Source organism: Streptomyces sp. NPDC107500, assembly GCF_055582785.1.
Genome location: NZ_JBVJPF010000002.1, coordinates 1,135,328 through 1,158,439, shown reverse-complemented (window position 1 = coordinate 1,158,439; position 23,112 = coordinate 1,135,328). Strand labels below are relative to the sequence as shown.

General features: G+C 72.3%; 20 protein-coding genes and 1 riboswitch. Of the genes, 11 read left to right on the top strand and 9 right to left on the bottom strand.

Annotation, left to right across the window (positions count from 1 at the left end; translation table 11 throughout):
• Positions 1-15 precede the first annotated feature (15 nt).
• The 5 genes from ACZ67M_RS11205 to ACZ67M_RS11185 all read left to right on the top strand — a co-directional run bounded on the left by ACZ67M_RS11205 (position 16) and on the right by ACZ67M_RS11185 (position 4,221).
• Positions 16-153, top strand: a complete 138-nt coding sequence (locus ACZ67M_RS11205) for a hypothetical protein (RefSeq protein WP_469850624.1) — start codon at positions 16-18, stop codon at positions 151-153.
• Entirely contained in the window at positions 150-1,304 is a 1,155-nt protein-coding gene (locus tag ACZ67M_RS11200) for a sensor histidine kinase (RefSeq protein WP_392101294.1), read from the top strand. Before ACZ67M_RS11205 ends, ACZ67M_RS11200 begins: the two co-directional genes overlap by 4 nt.
• The gene (locus tag ACZ67M_RS11195) at positions 1,301-1,984 is read left to right on the top strand and encodes a response regulator transcription factor (protein WP_361365727.1); all 684 of its coding nucleotides are present in this window, start codon (positions 1,301-1,303) and stop codon (positions 1,982-1,984) included. Before ACZ67M_RS11200 ends, ACZ67M_RS11195 begins: the two co-directional genes overlap by 4 nt.
• A 69-nt stretch (positions 1,985-2,053) precedes the next feature.
• Complete coding sequence (locus tag ACZ67M_RS11190; RefSeq protein ID WP_361365724.1) at positions 2,054-2,632, top strand: DUF485 domain-containing protein; 579 nt, start codon at positions 2,054-2,056, stop codon at positions 2,630-2,632.
• Positions 2,629-4,221 (top strand): solute symporter family protein, encoded by a 1,593-nt coding sequence (locus ACZ67M_RS11185; RefSeq protein ID WP_392012671.1) that lies wholly within the window; start codon positions 2,629-2,631, stop codon positions 4,219-4,221. Before ACZ67M_RS11190 ends, ACZ67M_RS11185 begins: the two co-directional genes overlap by 4 nt.
• Before the next feature lie 29 nt (positions 4,222-4,250).
• Here the strand turns inward: ACZ67M_RS11185 and ACZ67M_RS11180 are convergent, their stop codons facing one another.
• From ACZ67M_RS11180 to ACZ67M_RS11165, 4 genes are all read right to left on the bottom strand, one after another.
• Positions 4,251-4,931, bottom strand: a complete 681-nt coding sequence (locus tag ACZ67M_RS11180) for a response regulator (protein ID WP_385798928.1) — start codon at positions 4,929-4,931, stop codon at positions 4,251-4,253.
• Positions 4,928-6,619, bottom strand: coding sequence for an ATP-binding protein (locus ACZ67M_RS11175; RefSeq protein ID WP_469850621.1), 1,692 nt, complete (start codon positions 6,617-6,619; stop codon positions 4,928-4,930). The genes ACZ67M_RS11180 and ACZ67M_RS11175 overlap by 4 nt, the downstream gene beginning before the upstream one ends.
• A gap of 112 nt (positions 6,620-6,731) precedes the next feature.
• Positions 6,732-7,676, bottom strand: coding sequence for a sucrase ferredoxin (locus ACZ67M_RS11170; RefSeq protein ID WP_469850620.1), 945 nt, complete (start codon positions 7,674-7,676; stop codon positions 6,732-6,734).
• A 54-nt stretch (positions 7,677-7,730) separates the two neighbouring features.
• Complete coding sequence (locus tag ACZ67M_RS11165; protein WP_469850618.1) at positions 7,731-8,990, bottom strand: citrate synthase; 1,260 nt, start codon at positions 8,988-8,990, stop codon at positions 7,731-7,733.
• A 110-nt stretch (positions 8,991-9,100) separates the two neighbouring features.
• On the opposite strand from ACZ67M_RS11165, the gene ACZ67M_RS11160 reads away from it, so the two are divergent.
• On the top strand, positions 9,101-10,294 hold the full coding sequence (locus ACZ67M_RS11160) for a citrate synthase/methylcitrate synthase (RefSeq protein WP_469850617.1): 1,194 nt from the start codon (positions 9,101-9,103) through the stop codon (positions 10,292-10,294).
• A gap of 136 nt (positions 10,295-10,430) precedes the next feature.
• Here ACZ67M_RS11160 and ACZ67M_RS11155 read toward each other — a convergent pair whose 3' ends face one another.
• Together ACZ67M_RS11155 and ACZ67M_RS11150 are read right to left on the bottom strand one after the other, a co-directional pair.
• Positions 10,431-10,667: a hypothetical protein gene (locus ACZ67M_RS11155; protein WP_122618478.1), complete on the bottom strand. Its 237-nt coding sequence runs from the start codon at positions 10,665-10,667 to the stop codon at positions 10,431-10,433.
• A gap of 122 nt (positions 10,668-10,789) precedes the next feature.
• The gene (locus tag ACZ67M_RS11150) at positions 10,790-11,341 is read right to left on the bottom strand and encodes a DUF6082 family protein (protein ID WP_469850616.1); all 552 of its coding nucleotides are present in this window, start codon (positions 11,339-11,341) and stop codon (positions 10,790-10,792) included.
• A gap of 318 nt (positions 11,342-11,659) precedes the next feature.
• On the opposite strand from ACZ67M_RS11150, the gene ACZ67M_RS11145 reads away from it, so the two are divergent.
• The gene (locus ACZ67M_RS11145; protein WP_469850614.1) at positions 11,660-12,751 is read left to right on the top strand and encodes a CobW family GTP-binding protein; all 1,092 of its coding nucleotides are present in this window, start codon (positions 11,660-11,662) and stop codon (positions 12,749-12,751) included.
• Here ACZ67M_RS11145 and ACZ67M_RS11140 read toward each other — a convergent pair.
• Complete coding sequence (locus ACZ67M_RS11140) at positions 12,748-15,204, bottom strand: DNA gyrase/topoisomerase IV subunit A (protein WP_385798915.1); 2,457 nt, start codon at positions 15,202-15,204, stop codon at positions 12,748-12,750. The genes ACZ67M_RS11145 and ACZ67M_RS11140 overlap by 4 nt on opposite strands.
• A 312-nt stretch (positions 15,205-15,516) precedes the next feature.
• Between ACZ67M_RS11140 and ACZ67M_RS11135 the strand changes: the two genes are divergently transcribed.
• The 4 genes from ACZ67M_RS11135 (at position 15,517) to ACZ67M_RS11120 (ending at position 20,240) form a co-directional block, all read left to right on the top strand.
• A complete protein-coding gene (locus ACZ67M_RS11135) occupies positions 15,517-16,869 on the top strand; it encodes a M16 family metallopeptidase (protein ID WP_386935381.1) in 1,353 nt (450 codons plus the stop codon).
• The gene (locus ACZ67M_RS11130; RefSeq protein WP_392012656.1) at positions 16,866-18,254 is read left to right on the top strand and encodes a M16 family metallopeptidase; all 1,389 of its coding nucleotides are present in this window, start codon (positions 16,866-16,868) and stop codon (positions 18,252-18,254) included. Before ACZ67M_RS11135 ends, ACZ67M_RS11130 begins: the two co-directional genes overlap by 4 nt.
• A gap of 191 nt (positions 18,255-18,445) precedes the next feature.
• Positions 18,446-18,608, top strand: a riboswitch (cyclic di-AMP (ydaO/yuaA leader).
• 12 nt (positions 18,609-18,620) lie between these two features.
• Positions 18,621-19,385, top strand: a complete 765-nt coding sequence (locus ACZ67M_RS11125; protein WP_469850611.1) for a M23 family metallopeptidase — start codon at positions 18,621-18,623, stop codon at positions 19,383-19,385.
• Between the two features lie 159 nt (positions 19,386-19,544).
• Positions 19,545-20,240, top strand: coding sequence for a GntR family transcriptional regulator (locus tag ACZ67M_RS11120; protein ID WP_307015492.1), 696 nt, complete (start codon positions 19,545-19,547; stop codon positions 20,238-20,240).
• 177 nt (positions 20,241-20,417) lie between these two features.
• Here the strand turns inward: ACZ67M_RS11120 and ACZ67M_RS11115 are convergent, their stop codons facing one another.
• Positions 20,418-21,611, bottom strand: a complete 1,194-nt coding sequence (locus ACZ67M_RS11115) for an FAD-dependent monooxygenase (RefSeq protein ID WP_469850609.1) — start codon at positions 21,609-21,611, stop codon at positions 20,418-20,420.
• Positions 21,608-23,005, bottom strand: coding sequence for an MFS transporter (locus tag ACZ67M_RS11110; RefSeq protein ID WP_469850607.1), 1,398 nt, complete (start codon positions 23,003-23,005; stop codon positions 21,608-21,610). The genes ACZ67M_RS11115 and ACZ67M_RS11110 overlap by 4 nt, the downstream gene beginning before the upstream one ends.
• Between the last annotated feature and the right edge of the window lie 107 nt (positions 23,006-23,112).

Below are 23,112 nucleotides of genomic sequence, written 5' to 3'. Positions count from 1 at the left end.
GCTCACGGAGGCACGATGTTCGGGCCGCGCGCCGCCCTCGGAGTCCGCAAGGACAGCTCCGCCCCGCTCCTCACCTCCGCCCTCGCGGCGGGAGCGGCCGGGCCCGCGTACGGTGCGGCCGTGTCCCGGCCCGCCTGGAAGGAGCCCGCGTGACGGAGAACGTCTGGACGAGGTGGCCCTCCAAGGAGGCGCTCCGTCACGAGGGAGCCTCCACAACCCGACGCCTGCTGGCCTGGTTCGCGCGTCTGGTCGTGTTCGGGGCGCTGCTGTGGGGAGCGTTCACGAGCAGCCACGTGCACGGCTGGGGCGCGGCCGCGGCGGCCGCCGGACTGCTGGTCGCGGTGTTCCTGGCATGGGCTTATTCCAGGACCACGCTCGCGCACCGGCTGTGGCCCTCCCTGACGCTCCTCACGGCGCTGCTGGGGGTCGCGGTCGCCGCCCAGAGCGGGGGCTTCCGGGTGCCCGCCCTGGTCATCTGGTGCGCCGGCTCCGTCGCGGCCATGGAGAGGATGCCCCTCGTGACGGCGCTGCCCATGACGGCGGTGGCCCTGACCTCCTACGCCATCGCCGCGGACGACCCGTGGCTGACCACCTTGGCCACGACGGCCGGACTGGCCCTCGCCGGATACGTGCTGCGGCTGGACGCCGAGGGCAGAGGCGGCACGATACGGCTGCTGGCGCAGGAGCGAGCCGCGCGGGCGGCCGAGGCCGAGTCCGCCGCGCTCGCCGAGCGGGCCCGCATCGCCCGGGAGATCCACGACGTACTGGCGCACAGCCTCTCCGCACAACTGGTGCACCTGGAGGCGGCCCGGTTGCTGATCGAGCGGGGAGCCGACCGGGAGCGGATCCTCGAGCGGGTGGTGGCGGCGCGCGGCATGGCCCGCGACGGACTCACCGAGACCCGGCAGGCGCTGTCCGCCCTGCGCGGTGAGCTGACCCCGCTGGAGGACTTCCTGGCCCACCTCGTCCGGACGACCGAGAGCGACGCCGAGGTCACCATTACGGGGGATCGCAGACCCCTGCCGGCGGAGGCGTCGCAGGCCGTGCGCAGAGTGGCTCAGGAGGCCCTGACGAACGCCCGCAAGCACGCCCCGGGCGCCGGTGTGCGGGTGCGCCTGGACTACGGCGCCCATGAGGTGATGCTCGACGTGCGGGACTCCGGAGGCTCGCCCGGGGAACTCACCACCTCCGGAGGTGGGTACGGTCTGCTGGGCATGCGGGAGCGTGCCGAACTGCTGGGTGGCTCGCTGCGGGCCGGTCCGGGCGAGGAGGGGTTCGTGGTGACGTTGAAGGTGCCGGTATGACGGAGGAAGCCCGGGCGACGCCCGCGCGGGTGGTCGTCGCGGACGATCAGACCGTGGTGCGGGAGGGGATCGTGATGCTCCTCGGGCTGCTGCCGGGCGTCGAGGTCGTGGGCGCCGCGGGCGACGGCGAGGAGGCGGTGCGCCTGGTCGCCGAACTCGCCCCGGACGTGGTGCTGATGGACCTGCGCATGCCCCGCTGCGACGGCGTCGAGGCGACCCGCAGAATCCGCGCCGAGTATCCCGGGACCCAGGTCGTCGTGCTTACGACGTACGCGGACGACGAGTCGCTGTTCCCGGCGTTGACGGCGGGAGCGCGGGGCTATCTCACCAAGGACGCGGGCGGGGACGAGATCGTCCGGGCGGTGCACAGCGTCCTGTCCGGGGACGCGGGGCTCTCACCGGGCATCCAGCGGCGACTGCTGGAGCACCTGGCCGAGTCCGGGTCCCGGCCGGCCGGCCCGCAGGAGCCGCCGGACGGACTCACCGCCCGGGAGACCGAGGTCCTGGTCCTGATCGCCGAAGGGCTCAACAACCAGCAGATCGCGAGCAGAATGCACGTCTCCACGGCGACCGTGAAGACGCACATCAACAACCTGTTCGCCAAGACGGGGCTCAAGGACCGTGCTCAGGCGGTGCGTTACGCCTACGGGAAGGGGCTGGTCCCGCCACCCAGGGGTTGAGTCACCTGATGGGGTGAAGCGGTAAGGGAAGAAGAGTCGGGGATCTTCCCGTTCTGTCCATCCTTGGGCATGCAGTCAAGCAATGACCGTTCCCGCGGGGCCGGGAGTGGTGCCGAAAGCGCGGTCGACCCCCGCGCCGTGCCGGACCGGGCATACGTCGAGACGTCCCCGGCCCACCGGTACGACGACATCCGGTACGACGACCCGTGGTACGACGCGCTCGCCTCCGGCTGGGGTGAGTCCGCGGATGCCGGGCCCCCGGAGCCGGCGCTGCCGGGGATGCGCAGGGAACCGGCCGGGGAACCGTCCCGGGGTGCGGCCGAGGTGTACCTGGAGGTGCAGCGCAGCCCCGCCTTCCGGGAGGTGCGCAGCCGGTACCGGAGGTTCGTGGTGCCGGCGGTCGCCGCCTTCCTCGTCTGGTACCTCGCCTATGTGGTGACCGCCACCACGGCGCCCGAGCTGATGGCCCGTCCGGTGGCGGGAGCGGTGAACGTGGCGATGGTCGCGGGGCTCGGGCAGTTCCTCACCACCTTCCTGCTCACCTGGGCGTACGCCCGGCATGCCCGGCTGCGCAGGGACCGGGCCGCGCTCGAACTGCGCTGGGACACCCAGGAACTGACCCGCGGAGTACGGGGTGGCGCGTCATGACCGGCGACCACCAGACGCTGGCACTGCTGCTGTTCAGCACGTTCGTCGCCGTCACGCTGGGCATCACCACGTGGGTGAGCCGCCACCGGCAGGGGTCGGCGGAGGAGTTCTACGCGGGCGGCCGTCTCTTCTCACCGATGGAGAATGGTTTTGCCATCGCGGGCGACTACATGTCGGCCGCGTCCTTCCTCGGCATCTCGGGGCTGATCGCGCTCTACGGCTACGACGGCATGCTCTACTCGGTGGGCTTTCTCGTGGCCTGGCTCGTCGTGCTGTTCCTCGTCGCCGAACTGGTGCGCAACTGCGGCAGGTTCACCCTCGCCGACGTAGTGGCCTCCAGGATGCGGGAGCGGCCGGTGCGCATAGCGGCGGGGACCTCCTCGGTCACCGTGTCCGTCCTGTACCTGGTGGCGCAGATGGTCGGTGCGGGCAGTCTGGTCGCCCTGCTGCTCGGCGGTACCACCGAGGCGGCGCGGACCTGGACCGTCATCGGCGTCGGCGCCCTGATGGTGATCTACGTGTCGCTGGGCGGGATGCGCGCCACCACCTGGATTCAGATCGTGAAGGCGGTTCTGCTGCTCGGCGGCACCGTGGCCCTGACCACGCTCGTCCTGGTGCGCTTCCACGGCGACTTCGACCGGCTGCTGCGCACGGCGGCCGAACGCAGCGGCCACGGCGAGGCGTTCCTGGCGCCGGGGCTGGCGTACGGCGGGGACTGGACCTCCCGCTTCGACTTCATCAGCCTGGGGCTGGCCCTGGTGCTGGGCACGGCCGGGCTGCCGCACATCCTGTCCCGCTTCTACACGGTGCCCACGGCCCGGGCGGCGCGGCGGTCCGTCGTCTGGTCGATCGGACTCATCGGCGGCTTCTACCTGATGACGATCGTGCTCGGCTTCGGCGCCGCCGCCCTGGTGGGACCGGACGCCGTGCGCGCGTCCAACGCGGCCGGCAACACGGCGGTCCCGCTGCTCGCCCTCGACCTGGGCGGCGGCGCGGGCTCCACCGGCGGGACGGTGCTGTTCGCGGTCGTCGCCGCCATCGCCTTCGCCACCATCCTCGCGGTGGTCGCCGGCATCACCCTGGCGTCCTCCGCGTCCGTGGCCCACGACCTCTACGCGTCCCTGCGCCGCCGCGAGACGCAGCCGCGCAGCGAGGTCGCCGTGGCGCGGATCGCCGCCGTCGGGATCGGCGCCGTCGCGATCGGACTCGGCCTGCTCGCCCGCGATCTCAACGTCGCGTTCCTGGTGGGGCTCGCCTTTGCCGTCGCCGCCTCCGCAAACCTGCCCGTGCTGCTCTACTCGCTGTTCTGGCGCGGCTTCACCACGCGCGGAGCGGTCTGGGCCGTCTACGGCGGCCTGGTCCCGGCGGTGGTGCTCGTGCTGCTGTCCCCGGTGGTGTCGGGTGGCCCGCAGTCGCTCTTCCCGGACGTCGACTTCCAGTACTTCCCGCTGCAGAACCCGGGTCTGGTCTCGGTCCCCCTCGGCTTCCTCGCCGGCTGGCTGGGCACGGTCACCTCGCCCGAAATCCCGGACGAGGCCAAGCACGCCGAGACGGAGGTGCGGTCACTGACCGGGGCGGGGGCCGTGTAGCGGGCGGGTGAGGGTGCGACACGCCCGGTTCACGGGCGGGTCGCCCACTCGTAGCGGTGTTCCGGGCGGCCCGCGTCGCCGTACTTGAGCGTCAGCCTGGCCCGTCCCGTGCGCTCCAGGAGCTTCAGATAGCGCTGCGCGGTCTGGCGGCTCACCCCGGTCCGTTCGGCGATCTCCTGGGCCGAGAGCGGTCCGTCGGACTTCATCAGGCACTGGCGCACCGACTCGGCCGTGGTGGGGGAGTGGCCCTTGGGCAGCCCCGGTTCCGACGGCGCCGACAGGGCGCCGAAGATCCGGTCCACCTCCGCCTGCTCCGCCTCACCGCCCCCGTCGAGGGTGCGCCGCAGCTCCGCGTACGCCTCCAGCTTGGCGCGCAGCCCCGCGTAGGCGAAGGGCTTCACCAGGTACTGGAGGGCTCCCTGCCGCATCGCCGCCTGGACGGTCGACACGTCCCGGGCGGCCGTCACCATGATCACGTCCGCCTGGTGGCCGCGCCGCCGCATCTCCTGGACGACCTCCAGACCGGTCCGGTCGGGCAGGTAGTGGTCGAGCAGGATCAGGTCGAGGCGCGGCAGCCGTTCCACGCTGCGCAGCGCCTCCACGGCGCTGTGCGCCTCGCCCGCGACGTGGAAGCCCGGCACCTTCTCGACGTAGGCGGCGTTGACCCGCGCGACCCGCGTGTCGTCGTCCACGACCAGGACCTCGATCATCGGGACTCCTCCTCGGCAGCGGTGTTCACGGGGGTGGGGGCCGGTACCGCGCGGGCGGCGGGGACGGGTTCCAGCTCCGCCTCCGCCAGTGCCTCGGGCAGGACGACCACGAATTCCGCGCCCCCGCCGTGCGCCGCGTCCACGGTGGCGCTGCCGCCCTGCCGTTCGGCCAGCCTGCGCACCAGCGACAGCCCGATACCGCGCCGACGGTGTGCCGGCGGCTCCTTGGTCGACCATCCCGCCGTGAACACCAGCTCGCGGTGTTCCGCCGGGATCCCGGGCCCGGTGTCGCGCACCCGGAGCGTGGCGGCGCGCCCCTGTGCGCGCAGTTCGACCTCCACGCGCGCGTGCGACGTCCCCGCGGTGGCGTCGAGGGCGTTGTCCACCAGGTTGCCGACGATCGTGACGAGCCCCCTGGGGTCGACCAGCCGGTCCGGCAGCAGCGTCCGGTCGGACACCCAGAGGGTCACTCCGCGTTCCGCCGCGACGGTCGCCTTGCCGACCAGCAGGGCGGCCAGCAGCGGGTCCTGGATCCGCTCGGTGATCTGCTCCGCGGTCACCCGGTGATCGCCGACCACCTCCCCGACGAACTCGACGGCGTCGTCGTACATCTCCAGTTCGAGCAGCCCCAGCAAGGTGTGCATGCGGTTGGCGTGCTCGTGGTCCTGGGCACGCAGGGCGTCGATCAGACCGCGCGTCGAGTCCAGCTCCCGGCCGAGCTGCTCCAGCTCGGTGCGGTCGCGCAGGGTGGCGACCGCGCCTCCGTCGTCGGTGGGCATCCGGTTGGCCACCAGGACCCGCTGGCCGCGGACCGTCAGTAGATCGGTACCGGTCACCCGGCCCGCCAGGACATCGGCCGTGCGCCCCGAGCCGAGCGCTTCGTCGGGGGAGCGGCCGACGGCCTCGGCGCCGAGGTTGAGCAACCGCTGCGCCTCGTCGTTGAGCAACCGCATCCTGCCCCCTCGGTCCAGGGCGACCACACCCTCCCGGATGCCGTGCAGCATGGCCTCGCGCTCCGCGAGCAGGCCCGCGATGTCCGAGAACGCCAGGTCGCGGGTCTGCCGCTGCACCCGGCGCGAGATGAGCCAGGCCGCCAGCGCGCCCACGGCCAGGGCGCCGCCGGCGTACGCGAACAGGCCCGGAATGGCGTGGACCAGCCGCGCCCGCACGCTGTCGTAGGCGATGCCGACCGAGACCGCTCCCACGATGTCGCCGCCGGCGTCGCGCAGGGGCACCTTGCCGCGTGCGGAGCGTCCCAGGGTGCCGTCGTCGATCTCCATCACGTCACGCCCGGCCAGCGCCTGCCCGGGGTCGGTCGAGACGACCTCGCCGATCCGTGACGGGTCGGTGTGCGACCAGCGCACGCCCTGCCGGTCCATCACGACGACGTACTCGGCCTGCGTGGCCTTCCGGATCCGCTCCGCCTCCGTCTGCACCGGCCCGTCCGTCGTCGGTCGGGTGGTCCGCAGTTCCTCGGCGACCTGCGGCTGCTGCGCGGTGGTCTGCGCGATCGCCAGCGCCCGTCGCATCGCCTGGTCGTCCAGCTGGTCGCTGAGCGGCGCCAGGAAAAGCCCGGTCGCGAGCACCGCGACTCCCGCGGCGATCGCCAGCTGCATCAGCAGCACCTGCGAGAACACCCGCCTCGGCAGGCCGAGGCGCCTGCGGCGTACGGGGGGAGTGGAGCTCATACCCATGACCGTACGTGGGAGGTGGGGGCATCCCGTAGTGGGATGTGGCGCGGATCTCCCGTACGCGCTCAGGGCGGGCCGGTGCGTCCATGCGTCCGCACGGGCCGGTGTGTCAGCTAGCGAGTGCCGCCGTCACGGTCAGTGCGCGTACCGCCGTGACCTCCATGCGTGCCGGTGAGCCGAGGACCGAGGCCCCGCAGCTCTCCGGGCGCGGCGGCGACGACGCGCCCTGGGCGACGGTGACCCGCCAGTGCCGCCCGTCCGCGTGGGCCAGGGTCACCTCCCAGCGGGGTGCGGCGCCGTCCGTCCGTACGACGCTGAGCGCCCCGGCCGCGGCCTCGCCCAGGGTCGAGCGCAGGGCCAGCTCGGCGGCCTGGCCGGGACGCTCCCAGGCCGAGTTCCCGCGGCAGCCCTGGACGACGATCCGGCCCTCCCGGGCGCCGTGCAGGATCTCCTTGACGTCGTGGGCCTGGACGCGGCCGTAGGCGTATCCGTGGGGCAGGACGAGCACGGTCGGCGAGAAGCGGTGGCCTCCCAGGTGCGTGACCTCCCAGACGCCCGCCTCCCCGGAGGCGGCGAGTTCGGCCGCCAACGGGCGGCCGAGGAGTGCGCAGCAGCGGTCCCGCTTGCCGTTGGTGCAGACGAGAGCCAGGGGATCGCCCAGATGCGGGCCGCCGCCGAGGGCCGAGTCGAAGCCGCGGTGATCGCCCCGGCCGAGCGCCGCGAAATCGAGGTCGAGCAGTCGTCGGGGATCCCTGATCGTGGTGGCGTGCACCCACACGTTTCCCGGCACGGTGTGGGCCGCGTACACCCTGCGTTCGACCGGAGTGCCACGGTCCGCGTGCCGTCCGGGCCGGCGGATGAGCGCGACGCGCACGCCCGTACCCTTCACCGCCTCTTCCAGGGTGCGGCCGAGTGCGGGGTCCAGGCGGCTCGACGTCAGCGCCTTGGCGCCCCACGGGCCGGGCTGTTCCAGCAGCAGCCAGGTCGTCGCGGTGGGCGCGGTGCCCGAAACGGGCTCGTCGAGGTCCCGGGAGACGGTTGAGCACGTACTCACAGAGGTGAGCCTAACCTGACTTGCCGCGCGGTGACCTCCCACCGCGCTGGAACGCTACTCCGGCAGTGGCTGCGGCGGCCGCGGGCCCGTATAGAGCCCACTCGGCCGCATCCGCAGGGGGCGCTCCCCGTACTCCTCCAGCGCGTGCGCGATCCAGCCCGCCGTACGGGCCACCGCGAAGATCGTCTCGGCCGCGGAGGGTGCCATCCCGGAGGAGGCGGTGAGGACGGCGAGGGCCAGGTCGACGTTGGCGTGCAGCGGGGTGTGGCGGGCGGCGGTGGCCTGGACGTCCCGGGCCGCGGCGAGCGCGGGCCCGGCTCGCGGGATGTCCTCCAGGAGCGCGAACAGGGCACGCGCACGTGGGTCCTCACCGGGGTAGAGCCGGTGCCCGAGGCCCGGGATGCGCCGGCCGGCCCGCAGCTCCTCGGCGACCACGGGTGCCGCGTTGCCCTGGTCGAGCACCTCCAGCAGCATCCGGTGCGCGAGCCCGCCCGCCGCGCCGTGCAGCGGCCCCTCGATCACGCCGAGCCCGGCGGACACCGCGGCGTAGGCGTGCGCCCGGGCCGACGCCGCCACGCGCACGGCGAGCGTGGAGGCGGCCAGGTCGTGGTCGACGAGCAGGGAGAGCGCGGTGTCCAGGGCGTGCAGTGCCGGCTCGTCGGCGGGACGCCCGCTGAGCCGGGTCCACAGACGGTGGGCGAGCGGGGCCCGGTCGTCGCAGTCGCCCGCCACGGGCGGCAGCGCGGCCACGAGGGTGGGGATGAGGATGCGCGCGGTGCCCAGTACCGCGCCCTCGGACAGGTCGAAGCGGAGCGGGTCCGCGACCGCGGCGGCGATCGCCGCGACCCGCAACCGGTCGGTGGGGGCGGCGTGTTCGGGCAGGGCGCCGACGGCCCGGCGGGCGACGGTCACGGAGGACTCGGGCGTGGAGAAGGCGGCGCCGGAGCGCAACTCCCCGGTCCAGAGCCATTCGGCGACCTCTTCGTAGCTGTGGCGCGTGGCGAGTTCGACCGCGTCGACGCCCCGGTAGTAGTAGCGGTCGCTCTCGATGAGCGTGATGCGGGTGCGCACGGCCAGCTCCTGGCCGGCGGCCGTGGGGGTGGCGGTGTCGCGCCGGTTGCGCCGGGCGAGGGCGCGTACCTCCTCCGCGTCGAAGGTGCTGCCCCTGCCGTCGTGGGTGCGCCGGCTGCCGAGCCGCCCGCGGCTGACGTACGCGTACACGGTCTCGGGTTTCACGCCGAGGAGTTCGGCCGCCTCCTTGGTGGTCAGGCGCCGTTCGGCGTCGTCCGGGCGGCCGGGGTCTTGATCGCGCATGGGGTCACCGTATCGATCCTGAGGGTTCGTCCAGTCGCACATTGATTCAATCAATATTGACAGGAGCTTGGTCAAGTATAGACAGTTGACTCAAGTTCGAGGAGGCAATCATGTCTGTCAACAGAACCGCGGCCGGTCCGTCCCCAGTGGCGTCCCCGGCGGTGTCCGTCGAGGTGCCGCGCGGGCTCGCCGGTGTCGTGGTGGCCGAGACCGAGGTCGGCGACGTGCGGGGGCTCGAGGGCTTCTACCACTACCGCCAGTACTCGGCCGTCGAACTCGCGCGCAGCCGCCCCTTCGAGGACGTCTGGCACCTCCTGGTGCACGGGGAACTCCCGGACGCGCGGCGCGGGGCGGCCTTCGCCGCCGAGACCGCGGCGATGCGGAGCCTTCCCGACGCGGTGCGCGCGGCACTCCCCGCCATCGCGGCGGCCGGCGGGCACTCCGGCCCTCTCGCCGGCATGCGCACGGCCCTGTCGCTGCTGGGCGCGGCCCGGGGCTTCAGGCCCGTGTACGACCTGTCGGCCGAGCAGCGCGGCCAGGACACTCTGGTGGCCGCGGCCGCCGTCCCGACGCTGCTGACCGCCCTGCACCGGCTGGCACGCGGACTCGAACCGGTCGAGCCGCGCGAGGACCTGTCCTACGCGGCGAACTACCTCCACATGCTGACGGGCGAGGAGCCGGACGCCCGGCGCACACGGGCGATCGAGCAGTACTTGATCTCCACCATTGACCACGGCTTCAACGCGTCAACGTTCACCGCGCGGGTCATCGCCTCGACGGGCGCGGACGTCGCGGCGGGCCTCACCGGCGCCGTGGCGGCGTTGTCCGGGCCCTTGCACGGCGGTGCGCCCAGCCGGGCGCTGGACACCCTGGACGCCATCGGCACACCGGAACGCATCGACGGCTGGATCCGCGAGCGGGTGCTCGCCGGTGACCGCATCATGGGCTTCGGCCACGCCGTCTACCGCACCGAGGACCCGCGCTCCAGGATGCTCCGTGAGGTGGCGCAGGGGTTCGGTGGTCCGCGCGTGGAGTTCGCCGTCGAGGTGGAGCGCCGGGTCGAGGCGATCCTCGCGGAGCTGAAACCGGGACGGGAGTTGCACACCAACGTCGAGTTCTACGCGGGCGTGGTCATGGAGCTGTGCGGTCTGCCGCGCGAGATGTTCACCCCGACGTTCGCGGCGGCGCGGGTGGTGGGCTGGAGCGCGAACATCCTGGAACAGGCGCGGGACTCGAAGATCATCCGTCCGGCGGCGCGGTATGTGGGGCCGGGAGCGCCGGCCGTGGTGCCGGCGGTGGCCTGAGAGACGAGCGGCCTGGTGCCGTTCGGGCGCCAGGCCTGGTCGAGGGGGCGTCGGGCATGGACGGGGTGCCGGATGCCTCGACGGTGGCGTGTCCGGTGCGGGCGGCGGTGGGTGCGGCCGGAGACACGGGGTGCCGTCAGGCGTCGGGGATGTCCGCCTTGGCCCGGATGAGGGTCTCCCGGCTCACGACGACGATGCGTTCGTAGTCGGCGCGGGCGGCGTCGGCGGGCAGTTCACGCTCCAGCGCCTCGGTGGCCTCGGTGCCGATGACGGCGAAGTTGCCGTCGCTCAGCTCGAAGACGTCCGGGCAGGTGGATCCCGTGGTACTGCCACGAGCGCTGGGAGGCACACCGATGCGGCGCACGATTTTCAAGGGGTACCGGTCCTTAGAGACAGGGGCTGGCGGAGTGACGAGGCCACACCGTACTGGGTGATCGCGGACCACGTCGGCCGGTACGCCGAGAGACACTCCGTCGCTAACTCCGTTGGGTGGCCTCAGTCGTTCGGAGGCGTGCCCACGACCCACCACTCTTCCGTGTCGGCCTCGTCCAGGTCCCTGACGAGAGCGTCGACCACCCGCCCCAGACGGGCTTCCTCGGAGCGCTCGTCGAGGGAGGCGCGCATGTTCCTCGACGCCTCCCAGTACTCACGGAAGATCGGACTCTGGAAGAACTCCCGCAGGCGCCCCTGAAGCCCTTCCTGATCCAGGAGTCCTGCCTGATGCACGTGGTAGAGGTTCACGTACCAGGCGTTCGCGTAGAAGAACTGGCGGCGCCGTTCGACCGGGATGCCCTTGTCGAAGGTGTCGATCACCTCGGCGAGTGACGGGTCGTCGATCGCCCGGGTGAGCAACTCCCAGTGCATACGCTGCTGATGCGCGAGCGACTGCCGCCGACTGGTCAGCTCCTCCAGCTCCAGTATTCGCTCCTGCAAGCGCACCGTCTCCAGCCGCCACTGCCGCGCGGCCAGCGACAGTCCCGCCGTGGCGAGCAGGAGCCCGGTCGCCGCGGAGCCGAACCTCCCCGTGGTCTTCTTGCGTGTGGCCATGTCAACCCCCGAATCAGGCGACCGCCCGCCGGTCGTCGAGTGCGGGTCGGCTGACGGGGACCGGCGAGCGATGGGCGGCGCGTGCCACCTCCAGGGTGCCGAGCGGCGCTGATCGGCGGGGAGGCGGAGAGGAGGCGCACGGAGGGAAGCGAGGGTCGCACACTCCGGCGCCTTGCCAGACGCATGCCCCGAGAGTGCTGCTAACAATCGTTCACTCCGCGTCGGCCGCGGCGACTCGTATCCTGAGCAGGCCATTCCGCGCGCGGTACGCGACGTGCCGCGCAACGGCGTACGCGTAGGTGAGAGAGAGGTCGCACGGTGGGGCAGCGCCCGACACGGCAGCAGATTCCGGTCGTCGTACTCGCCGGGTTCCTCGGCTCCGGGAAGACCACACTCCTCAACCACCTCCTCCACCGCAGCGGAGGCAACCGGATCGGCGCCGTCGTCAACGACTTCGGCTCGATCGAGATCGACGCGATGGCCGTCGCCGGCGCCCTCGGCGACTCCACCGTGTCGCTCGGCAACGGCTGCCTGTGCTGCGCCGTCGACGTGGGCGAACTCGACGGGTACCTGGCGCGGCTCGCCCGGCCCGAGGCCGGCATCGACGTCATCGTCATCGAGGCGAGCGGCCTGGCCGAGCCGCAGGAACTCGTGCGCATGGTGCTCGCCGGCGAACAGCCGGAGGTCGTCTACGGCGGACTCGTCGAGGTCGTCGACGCCGCCGAGTTCGACGACACGCGCGCCCGGCACCCGGAGATCGACCGGCACCTTGCCCTCGCCGACCTGGTCGTGGTCAACAAGACCGACCGGGCCGAGGACGCCGAGCGCGTGCTCGCCCTCGTCCGCTCGCTCAGCGACGGCGCCGCCGTCGTGCCCGCGACCTACGGCCGTATCGACCCCGCCTTCCTCTACGAGTGCCGGCCGAGCGAGGAGCGCGTGGGACAGCTGTCCTTCGACGACCTGCACGACCGCGACGCGCCCGGCGCCCACGCCGAGCACCTGCACGCGGCGTACGACACCCTCTCGTTCGTCTCCGACGAGCCGCTCGACCCGCGTCGGCTGATGCGGTTCCTCGACAGCCGGCCCGAGGGCCTGTACCGGATCAAGGGGTACGTCGACTTCGGCGCGTACGACCCGCGCAACCGGTACGCCGTGCACGCCGTGGGACGCTTCCTGCGCTTCTATCCGGAGCCCTGGCCGCCCGGCGCCGCCCGGCGCACCCAACTCGTCCTCATCGGCTCGGGCATCGACGCGCCCGCCCTCGACAAGGAACTCGACGCCTGCCGCGGCGACACCCCGCACGCCGACGAGCACGGCATGTGGGGCGTCCTGCGCTACGTACCGTCCCCGGACGGTGAAACCCCGGACGGCGAATCCCCGGACGCCGAGGAGCCGCCGCCCGCCGCCTAGGCGGGCCCCGCCACCACCGACACCGTCTTCGGCAGCGACACACCGGAGCCGTCGCGGCGCGGGTCGATGTCCGGGAGCTGGGCCGGTGTGCCGTTCTTCTGGGCGGCCAATGCCGGGGTCGGGCCCGCCCAGGCGAAGGCCAGGCAGTCCTCGCCCTTCAGGAACCGCTGGCAGCGCACGCCACCCGTCGCGCGCCCCTTGCGGGGGTACTGGTCGAACGGCGTGAGCTTGGCCGTGGTCTGCACGGAGTCGTCCAGGGTGCCGCGCGAACCGGCCACCGTGAAGACCACCGCGTCCACCGCCGGGTCCACCGCCGTGAAGGAGATGACCTTGGCTCCGTCGGCGAGTTTGATGCCCGCCACACCGCCCGCCGGACGGCCCTGCGCGCGCACCTGCGAGGCCTGGTAGCGCAGGAGCTGCGCGTCGTCCGTGATGAAGACCAGGTCCTCGTCACCGGTGCGCAACTCGATGCCGCCCACGATGCGGTCGCCCTCCTTGAGGGTGATGACCTCCAACTCGTCCTTGTGGGACGGGTAGTCGGGCACCACCCGCTTGACCACACCCTGCTCCGTGCCGAGCGCCAGGCCCGGCGAGGACTCGTCCAGGGTGGTCAGGCAGACGACCGTCTCGTCGTCCTCCAGGGACACGAACTCGGCCAGTGGCGCACCGCCCGCCAGGTTGGGCGCGGGCATGGACTCGGGGAGCTGGGGCAGGTCCACGACGTTCACCCGCAGCAGACGCCCGGCGGACGTCACCACGCCGACCTCGCCGCGCGCGGTGGCCGCCACCGCCGAGACGACCAGGTCGTGCTTGACGCGCTTGGCACCGGCCTCCGTGACCAGGGGATCGGCGTTCGCGGTGCGGGCCAGCAGGCCCGTCGAGGAGAGCAGCACCCGGCACGGGTCGTCCGCCACCTGGAGCGGCACGGCGGCCACCGGGACGCCGCCCGACTCCAGCAGCGTCGTACGGCGGTCGGTGCCGAACTTCTTGGCGACCGCCGCCAGTTCGGCGGAGACCAGCTTGCGCAGCTCCGCGTCCGAGTCGAGGATCCGGGACAGCTCCTCGATCTCCGCGTTCAGCCGCTCCTTCTCGGACTCCAGCTCGATGCGGTCGTACTTGGTGAGCCGGCGCAGCGGCGTGTCCAGGATGTACTGGGTCTGCACGTCGCTCAGTGAGAACTGCTCGATCAGGCGCTGCTTGGCCTGCGCGGAGTTCTCACTGGAGCGGATGAGGCGGATGACCTCGTCGATGTCGACCAGCGCGGTGAGCAGGCCCTCCACCAGGTGCAGGCGGTCGCGCTTCTTGCCCCGGCGGAACTCGCTGCGGCGCCGTACGACGTTGAAGCGGTGGTCGAGATAGACCTCCAGCAGCTCCTTGAGGCCCAGGGTGAGGGGCTGGCCGTCCACCAGGGCGACGTTGTTGATGCCGAAGGACTCCTCCATCGGCGTCAGCTTGTAGAGCTGCTCCAGGACGGCCTCGGGCACGAAGCCGTTCTTGATCTCGATGACCAGGCGCAGTCCGTGCTCGCGGTCGGTGAGGTCCTTGACGTCCGCGATGCCCTGGAGCTTCTTCGAGCCCACCAGGTCCTTGATCTTCGCGATGACCTTCTCGGGGCCGACCGCGAAGGGCAGCTCGGTGACGACGAGGCCCTTGCGCCGGGCCGTCACGGTCTCCACGGACACCGTCGCGCGGATCTTGAAGGTGCCGCGGCCCGTCTCGTACGCGTCCCGGATGCCGGGCAGGCCCACGATCCGGCCGCCGGTGGGCAGGTCGGGGCCCGGCACGTGCTTCATCAGGGCTTCGAGATCGGCGTTCGGGTGCCGGATCAGGTGCCGGGCGGCGGCGATGACCTCGCGCAGATTGTGCGGCGGCATGTTCGTCGCCATGCCGACCGCGATGCCGGAGGCGCCGTTGACCAGCAGGTTCGGGAAGGCGGCGGGCAGGGCCACCGGCTCCCGCTCCTGGCCGTCGTAGTTGGGCCCGAAGTCGACGGTGTCCTCGTCGATGGAGTCCGTCATCAGGCTGGTGGCCTCGGCCATCCGGCACTCGGTGTACCGCATGGCGGCCGGCGGGTCGTCGTTGCCCAGGGAGCCGAAGTTGCCGTGGCCGTCGACCAGGGGCACGCGCATCGAGAAGGACTGGGCCATGCGCACCAGCGCGTCGTAGATGGACGCGTCACCGTGCGGGTGCAGCTTGCCCATGACCTCGCCGACGACGCGGGCGCACTTCACGTAGCCGCGCTCCGGCCTGAGGCCCATCTCGCTCATCTGGTACACGATCCGGCGGTGCACCGGCTTGAGGCCGTCGCGGGCGTCCGGCAGCGCGCGGGAGTAGATGACCGAGTACGCGTACTCGAGGAAGGAGCCCTGCATCTCGTCGACGACGTCGATGTCGAGGATCTTCTCCTCGTACGAGTCGTCGGGCGGCGGGGTCTTCGTGCTACGGCGGGCCATCGCTGCCGGCTCCTTGCTGAAGCGTGAACGGTGATCTGACGCCGTCCATTGTGGACTGCGGCACTGACAGCCACCGACCAGGACCCGTCACGGGCTGCCCGGCCCGGCGCTGCCCGCAGGGTACGCCCTACTCGCGCGCCCTCGTTCCCGGCGGGCCGCCAACCCCGTTCTCGCTCTCGGCGTACGAGGCCCGGGAACTCCACCGGCGGCCCGCGCGCTTGCATACAGTGGCAGGATCGGCGGAATTCCGCAGTTCCGCCCAATGATCCACCCAGTGATTCCACCAAGGATTCCGCGATCGAAGGGACGTACATGCCCATGGGTCACACGGCCACAGCCCAGGCAGACTCCGGCGGCCTGACAGCGACCGAGCACCGCCTGGCCAACGGCCTGCGCGTGGTGCTCTCCGAGGACCACCTGACCCCGGTCGCTGCGGTGTGCCTCTGGTACGACGTCGGTTCCCGCCACGAGGTCAAGGGACGTACCGGCCTGGCTCACCTTTTCGAGCACCTCATGTTCCAGGGCTCCGCCCAGGTCAAGGGCAACGGCCACTTCGAGCTGGTGCAGGGCGCCGGCGGCTCGCTCAACGGCACCACCAGCTTCGAGCGGACCAACTACTTCGAGACCATGCCCGCCCACCAGCTGGAGCTCGCCCTCTGGCTGGAGGCCGACCGCATGGGCTCCCTGCTGTCCGCCCTCGACGAGGAGTCGATGGAGAACCAGCGGGACGTCGTCAAGAACGAGCGCCGCCAGCGCTACGACAACGTCCCCTACGGCACGGCCTTCGAGAAGCTGACCGCCCTCGCCTACCCGGAGGGCCACCCCTACCACCACACGCCGATCGGCTCCATGGCCGACCTGGACGCGGCCACCCTGGAGGACGCCCGCGCGTTCTTCCGCACGTACTACGCGCCGAACAACGCGGTGCTGTCGGTCGTCGGCGACATCGACCCCGAGCAGACGCTGGCCTGGATCGAGAAGTACTTCGGTTCCATCGCCTCGCACGACGGCAAGCAGGCCCCCCGGGACGGCTCGCTGCCCGACGTCATGGGCGGCCAGCTGCGCGAGGTCGTCGAGGAGGAGGTCCCGGCCCGCGCCCTGATGGCGGCCTACCGCCTCCCGGAGGACGGCACGCGCGCGAGCGACGCGGCCGACCTGGCGCTCACCGTCCTGGGCGGCGGCGAGTCCTCCCGCCTGTACAACCGGCTGGTGCGGCGCGACCGTACGGCCGTCGCCGCCGGGTTCGGCCTGCTGCGGCTCGCCGGGGCTCCCTCCCTGGGGTGGCTGGACGTGAAGACGTCCGGCGATGTCGAGGTGCCGGTCATCGAGGCCGCCATCGACGAGGAGCTGGCCCGGTTCGCCGAGGAGGGCCCCACCGCCGAGGAGATGGAGCGCGCCCAGGCCCAGCTGGAGCGCGAGTGGCTGGACCGGCTGGGCACGGTCGCCGGCCGCGCCGACGAACTGTGCCGGTACGCCGTGCTGTTCGGTGACCCGCAGCTCGCCCTCACCGCCGTGCAGCGAGTGCTCGAGGTGACGGCGGCGGAGGTCCAGGAGGTCGCCAAGGCCCGCCTGCGCCCCGACAACCGCGCGGTGCTCGTCTACGAGCCGACCGCCCCCACCGACGAGAACGACGCCACCGACGAGAACGAGGAGGCGGCCAAGTGACCGACCTCGCCACCATGGACTTCCACGCCCAGCCGCAGGCCGGCGAGCCCAAGCCGTGGGCGTTCCCCGCGCCCGGCCGCGGCCGCCTCGACAACGGGCTGACGGTACTGCGCTGCCACCGCCCCGGCCAGCAGGTCGTCGCCGTCGAGGTGCTCCTCGACGCGCCCCTGGACGCCGAGCCGGCCGGCCTCGACGGTGTCGCCACGATCATGGCGCGCGCCTTCTCCGAAGGCACCGACAAGCACTCCGCCGAGGACTTCGCCGCCGAGCTGGAGCGCTGCGGCGCCACCCTCGACGCGCACGCCGACCACCCCGGCGTCCGGCTCAGCCTGGAGGTGCCCGCCTCGCGCCTCGCCAAGGCGCTCGGCCTCGTCGCCGACGCCCTGAGGGCACCCGCCTTCGCGGACAGCGAGGTCGAGCGGCTGGTCCGCAACCGCCTCGACGAGATCCCGCACGAGCTGGCCAACCCGGCCCGCCGCGCGGCCAAGGAGCTCTCCAAGGAGCTGTTCCCGGCCGGGAGCCGCATGTCGCGCCCGCGCCAGGGCACCGAGGAGACGGTCGAGGCCATCGACTCCGGCTCCGTACGCGCCTTCTACGAGAGGCACGTCCGCCCCGCCACGGCCACCGCCGTGGTCGTCGGCGACCTCACCGGCCTCGACCTGGACGCGCTGCTGGGCGACACCCTGGGCGCGTGGACCGGCTCCGCCGCCGAACCCCGTCCCGTGCCGCCGGTGACCGCCGACGACCGGGGCCGCGTCGTCATCGTGGACCGTCCGGGCGCCGTCCAGACGCAGCTGCTGATCGGCCGCACCGGATCCGACCGGCACGACCGCGTCTGGCCCGCACAGGTGCTCGGCACCTACTGCCTCGGCGGCACCCTCACCTCCCGCCTGGACCGCGTCCTGCGCGAGGAGAAGGGCTACACCTACGGCGTACGGGCGTTCGGGCAGGTGCTGCGGTCCGCGCCGGACGGCACCGGCGCCGCCATGCTCGCCATCAGCGGCTCCGTCGACACCCCGAACACCGGTCCCGCCCTGGAGGACCTGTGGACGGTACTGCGCAAGCTCGCCGCGGAGGGGCTCACCGACCCCGAGCGCGACGTGGCCGTGCAGAACCTGGTGGGTGTGGCGCCGCTGAAGTACGAGACGGCCGCGGCCGTGGCGAGCACCCTGGCCGACCAGGTCGAGCAGCACCTGCCCGACGACTACCAGGCGACGCTCTACCGTCAACTGGCCGCCACGGGCACCGTGGAGGCCACGGCGGCGGTCGTGAACGCCTTCCCGGTCGACCGGCTGGTGACCGTCCTCGTCGGTGACGCCGCGCAGATCAAGGAGCCCGTCGAGGCCCTCGGTATCGGTGAAGTCACCGTGGTGGCGGCCGAGTAGCGGCACGCGCGGAGTGCGGCCCCGGTGACCGGAGTGTCACCGGGGCCGCCGTTTGTCCGAATTGAGGGAGAGGCTGCCCGTCTGCCCTGTGGCATGCGCTACAAAAACACTGTTGCGTTTGAGAATTGAACACAGCCGCGTTTAGCGTCGTCCGGGCTGTTCGTCAGGCAGTGCGCCGCACCCGCGGCACCGGACAGTCATCGCCGAGTCCCCGTACGGCGCGAGCCAGGGGAGCCGGGGACCCACCGTAGTCCCTGGGGTGAATCGGACGCCCGCGCGCAGCGAGGGGGTCCGTAGGAGACCTTCCACCTCCGAACCCGTCAGCTAACCCGGTAGGCGAGAGGGAAGGAAAGGACCAGCCTCTACATGGCGTTCACGCGCGCCACCGGGAAGCACCGGCGTCCCAGCAGGTTGCATCGCAGTACCGCCCGCGCGGCGGGTGTCGCGGCCCTCGCCACCACCGGCGTCGTCGGCACCCTCGCGGCTCCGGCGCTCGCCGCCGAGCCCGAGGTGGAGCGGAGCGGACTCACCCCGGTCATCACCATCGGCGACTCCCTGGCCGAGGAGATCGACGCCCAGGCCCTGGCACAGCGGCAGGCCGCCGCGGACGCCGCCGCCCGTGAGGCGGCCCAGGAGGCCGCGCGCGAGCGGGCCGCCGAGGCGGCCAAGGAGGCACGCGAGGCCAAGGAGCGCGCCGCGCGGGAGGCGGAGCGCAAGCGCCTCAACACCTTCGTCCCGCCGATCACCTCGTCCTACGTCTCCACCGCCTACCAGGCCGGCAGCTCCCTGTGGTCCTCCGGCAGCCACACCGGCATCGACTTCCACGCCTCCAGCGGTACGACCGTGCACGCGGTCGGCGTCGGCACCGTCGTCGAGGCCGGCTGGGGCGGGGCGTACGGCAACCAGGTCGTGATCAAGATGCACGACGGCACGTACACGCAGTACGGGCACCTGTCGTCCATCGGCGTCTCCGTCGGCCAGTCGGTCGAGCCCGGCCAGCAGATCGGCCTCTCCGGCGCCACCGGCAACGTCACCGGGCCCCACCTGCACTTCGAGGCCCGTACGAGCCCCGAGTACGGCTCGGACATGGACCCCGTCGCCTACCTCCGTTCCCACGGCGTGAACGTCTGACGGCGGACCCCGCGACACCACCCGAAAGCCCCGGCCGTCCGAGCCGGGGCTTTTGATCCATGAAATCCACTCCGCCGTCGGAATATCCGCTTGATTGGCCTAGAGTCGCTGGAAACGTCAATCGTCGGCGTTTCACGGGGATTAAGGCGGAGGTCGGTCATGCGTATTCCGGCGCATTCGGTGTGCACGGCGATCCGGGACGACATCGTCGCCGGCGTCCACGTGCGCGGGGGCCGGCTCACCGAGGAACTGCTCGCCCGCCGCTACGGCGTCTCCCGCGTCCCCGTCCGCGAGGCCCTGCGCACGCTGGAGGCCGAGGGCTTCGTGGTGACCCGGCGGCACGCGGGCGCGTGCGTCGCGGAACCGACCGAACAGGAGGCCGCCGACCTGCTGGAGACCCGTACGCTCCTGGAGCCCCTCGGTGCCGCCCGGGCCGCCCGCCGCCGGACCGACGCCCACCTCAAGGTGTTGCGCGGCCTGGTCCGCCTGGGGCAGGAACGCGCCAGGCAGGGCAGCGGCGAGGATCTGCGCTCCCTGGGCGGCTGGTTCCACGAGACCCTCGCCCAGGCCGCCGGCAGCCCCTCCCTGACGGCGCTGCTGACCCAGCTGCGCCACAAGATCGCCTGGATGTACGACGTGGAGGCGCCGGCCGGGCCGGTGGAGTACTGGGCCGAGCACGGCGCGATCCTCGACGCGGTGGCCCGGGGCGACGGCGACCGCGCGCGGGCGCTCATGGCGCTGCACGCCGAGCGGTCGGCGCCGGGACACCGCCTGCGATTCGCCTCCGGCGGCGGCAGGACGGAGCGTGTGAGGAACTCGCAACGTCCCGTAAACACGGCGAGCCTGCGGCATTAACACGGGTCCCGTATACAAAGAGCAGGAAATTCGGGGGGTATTTTCCACCTGCCCGTATTTCTGCCGGCGGGCGGAAATACGGGCGGTGGAACGTTGCGGAAAAATGCGCCCGGTGCGGTGACCGGGGTGACCGGGGCCCTTCCGCTCGGGCAACGGTGCCGTGAGAACCGAGCGGAGTCAGCGGCCGCCGAAGACGGGCAGCGTGAGGGCCGAATGGGCCGGGCGGGGCTCCGGTGCGGGCATGGCGCTGAGGCCGCGCAGCCGGTCGTTGCGCTGCTCCAGGGCCCGGGCGGTGGTCGGGAAGAGGGTGGCGCCGCCCTGGCCGACCAGGTTCTGGTTCAGGGTCACGAAGTCACGGGTGCCGCGTTCGTATGCGGCGAAGCCCGCGGCGTGGGCCCGGTCGGCCAGGGAACCGGCCAGCATGTAGGCGCCGACGAGGGCGAGGCTGGTGCCCTGCCCGGTGAGGAACGAGGGCGCGTGGGCGGCGTCGCCCAGGAGCGCGACCCGGCCGCTGGACCAGCGGGGCATGCGGATCTGTCCGACCGCGTCGAAGAACACGTCGTCCGCGTCGCGGAGGGCGGTCAGGATGCCGGGGACCTCCCAGCCGGCGTCGGCGAAGACCTCGGCGAGCAGGTCCCGTTGGGCGTCCGGGCTGCCGAAGGCGTCGAAGGGCGGCTCCGGCCGGGCGAAGTTCAGGAAGGCGTGCACTTCGTCGTCGTCCCCCACGGCGTAGAGGGCGGCGGCCCTGCCCGGGGTGTTCCACATGACGGTCTCGTGGGAGAGGCCGAGGGTGTTGCGCATGGTGAACACGGCGAAGCAGTAGCCGAGGTACCGGTGGAACCGCTCCTCGGGACCGAAGAGCATCTCCCGGGTACGCGAGTGCATGCCGTCCGCGCCGAACACCAGGTCGAAGGTACGGCTGCCGCCACCGCGGAAGGTGACGTCGACCCCGTGCCCGGACTGGTCGAGGGTGTCGACGGAGTCGTCGAAGAGGAACTCCACGTCGTCCCGGACCGCTCCGTACAGCGCGTCCGTCAGATCCCCGCGGCGTATCTCCAGGTCCCGCCCCGCGACACCGCCGGTGACGGCGTGCGGGTGGAGCGAGGCCACCTCGCCGCCGTCCCCGTCCCGGAAGGTGAGCCGGCGCAGGTCGATGTGCGCGTCCCGCAACCGCGGCAGGATCCCCATCCTCTCCACGACGTCGAGTGCGGTGCCGCGTACGTCGATGGGGTAGCCGCCGCCGCGGAGCGTGCCGGCCTTCTCCACCACGGTGACCTCGAACCCGTGGCGGTTGAGCCAGAAGGCCAGGGCGGGACCGGCGATGCTGGCCCCGGAGACCAGGGCCTTGGGCCTCGGTGCGGTGCGGGTCATGCCTTGACTCCCTTGCTCATGGTGCGGGTGACGAACAGGGCCAGCGACACGACGACGCCGGCCATGACGAATCCGGTGACGTAGGCCGATTCGGCCGCGACCTTCGATCCGGAGGGGGTTCCGGCGGTGAGGAGCGCGCCGCCCAGCTGCCCGCCGACGGCGGAGCCGACCACGCGGCTCACCAGGATCAGACTGGTCGCGATGCCGGTGTCGCCCCGGTCGACGGCGGTGGCGGTGCTGGTCATCATCGCCGTGACGCACAGGCCGTTGGCCAGCGCGATCAGCATCTTGCCGACGACGAGATGCCACACCTCGGTGTGCACGGCCGCCACGGCGAGCAGGCCGACGGTCATCATGACGACGCCGGTGTTGACCACGGCACGCGAGCCGAAACGCCGCTCTCCGATCCCGCCGAGCGGTCCGGCCAGCGTCGCGGCGACGGCGCCGGGCAGCAGGTAGAAGCCGATCTCGGTGGCGTCGGCCCTGAATCCGTACCCGTCGCCGCGCTCGTCGAACAGTTGCGGAATCAGATAGACCGCCATCGTGGCACCGAGGCATATGACGAACGTGAGTACGCACGCCTTCCATATCGCGGGCCGTGCCAGCATGCGCAGGTCGATCATCGGCGCCGCCGCGCGCCGTTCGACCCGCACCCATCCGGCGGCGAACGCGGCCAGAACCAGCACGAGGGCGACGAGCGCGAGTGGCTGCGAGCCGGCCTCGGGCGCCAGCGCGAGGACGAGCATGAGGGTGGTCAGCATCCCGCTCAGCAGCAGCAGGCCGGGCCAGTCGATCCCGGAGTCGTCCGACCGGCCCGGCGGATCGGTCGGCATCAGCCGGTTCACGAGCAGCGTGGCGCCGATGACCGCGACCGTGGGCAGCGCGAACATCCAGTGCCGGGAGAGCTGTTCCGCCACCGGACCGGCCGACAGCATGCCGACCATCGATCCGCCGACGAAGAGTCCGCTGACCACCCCGATGGCCACCTTGGACTCCCCGGCGGGGAGGTGTTCGCGGACCACGATGAACGACAGGGGCAGCGCGCCGATCATCGCGCCCTGCAACACCTGGCCGACCAGCAGCACGGGCAGGTTCGGGGCCAGGGCCGACACCGTGCCGCCGACCGAGACCACCGCCATCAGCCGGATCAGGATCCGCTTCCCGCCGTAGCGGTCGCCGAGCTTGCCCGCCAGCGGGGTGATGAGCGCACCGGTGATGAGGAGGACGATGCTGAGCAGCGCCCCCTCGGACTGGCTCATGTCCAGTTCGCGTTCCAGGAGCGGGATCGTCGGTGCCACCACCGACTCCAGGGCACCGGTGGACAGCGCCAGCATGCCGAGGGCCCCGACAGCGGCCTTCCCGATGGGCACCGGGGGAGCCAGGGTCGTGGTCATGGACGTCCTTTCCGTCATGGCCGGGTGAGGGCCGTCGAGGGAGCGGTCGAGGACGTGCTGAGCCGGCGGCGCTGATCACGCCGGCGTGCTCCCCGCCCTCGATCGGA

What these genes read in the sequence shown, in the direction of transcription:
- ACZ67M_RS11205 (WP_469850624.1), top strand. Translation starts at nt 16, where the DNA reads ATGTTCGGGCCGCGCGCCGCCCTCGGAGTCCGCAAGGACAGCTCCGCC.
- ACZ67M_RS11195 (WP_361365727.1), top strand. Translation starts at nt 1,301, where the DNA reads ATGACGGAGGAAGCCCGGGCGACGCCCGCGCGGGTGGTCGTCGCGGAC.
- ACZ67M_RS11190 (WP_361365724.1), top strand. Translation starts at nt 2,054, where the DNA reads ATGCAGTCAAGCAATGACCGTTCCCGCGGGGCCGGGAGTGGTGCCGAA.
- ACZ67M_RS11185 (WP_392012671.1), top strand. Translation starts at nt 2,629, where the DNA reads ATGACCGGCGACCACCAGACGCTGGCACTGCTGCTGTTCAGCACGTTC.
- ACZ67M_RS11180 (WP_385798928.1), bottom strand. Translation starts at nt 4,931, where the DNA reads ATGATCGAGGTCCTGGTCGTGGACGACGACACGCGGGTCGCGCGGGTC.
- ACZ67M_RS11175 (WP_469850621.1), bottom strand. Translation starts at nt 6,619, where the DNA reads ATGAGCTCCACTCCCCCCGTACGCCGCAGGCGCCTCGGCCTGCCGAGG.
- ACZ67M_RS11165 (WP_469850618.1), bottom strand. Translation starts at nt 8,990, where the DNA reads ATGCGCGATCAAGACCCCGGCCGCCCGGACGACGCCGAACGGCGCCTG.
- ACZ67M_RS11160 (WP_469850617.1), top strand. Translation starts at nt 9,101, where the DNA reads ATGTCTGTCAACAGAACCGCGGCCGGTCCGTCCCCAGTGGCGTCCCCG.
- ACZ67M_RS11150 (WP_469850616.1), bottom strand. Translation starts at nt 11,341, where the DNA reads ATGGCCACACGCAAGAAGACCACGGGGAGGTTCGGCTCCGCGGCGACC.
- ACZ67M_RS11140 (WP_385798915.1), bottom strand. Translation starts at nt 15,204, where the DNA reads ATGGCCCGCCGTAGCACGAAGACCCCGCCGCCCGACGACTCGTACGAG.
- ACZ67M_RS11135 (WP_386935381.1), top strand. Translation starts at nt 15,517, where the DNA reads ATGCCCATGGGTCACACGGCCACAGCCCAGGCAGACTCCGGCGGCCTG.
- ACZ67M_RS11125 (WP_469850611.1), top strand. Translation starts at nt 18,621, where the DNA reads ATGGCGTTCACGCGCGCCACCGGGAAGCACCGGCGTCCCAGCAGGTTG.
- ACZ67M_RS11120 (WP_307015492.1), top strand. Translation starts at nt 19,545, where the DNA reads ATGCGTATTCCGGCGCATTCGGTGTGCACGGCGATCCGGGACGACATC.
- ACZ67M_RS11115 (WP_469850609.1), bottom strand. Translation starts at nt 21,611, where the DNA reads ATGACCCGCACCGCACCGAGGCCCAAGGCCCTGGTCTCCGGGGCCAGC.
- ACZ67M_RS11110 (WP_469850607.1), bottom strand. Translation starts at nt 23,005, where the DNA reads ATGACCACGACCCTGGCTCCCCCGGTGCCCATCGGGAAGGCCGCTGTC.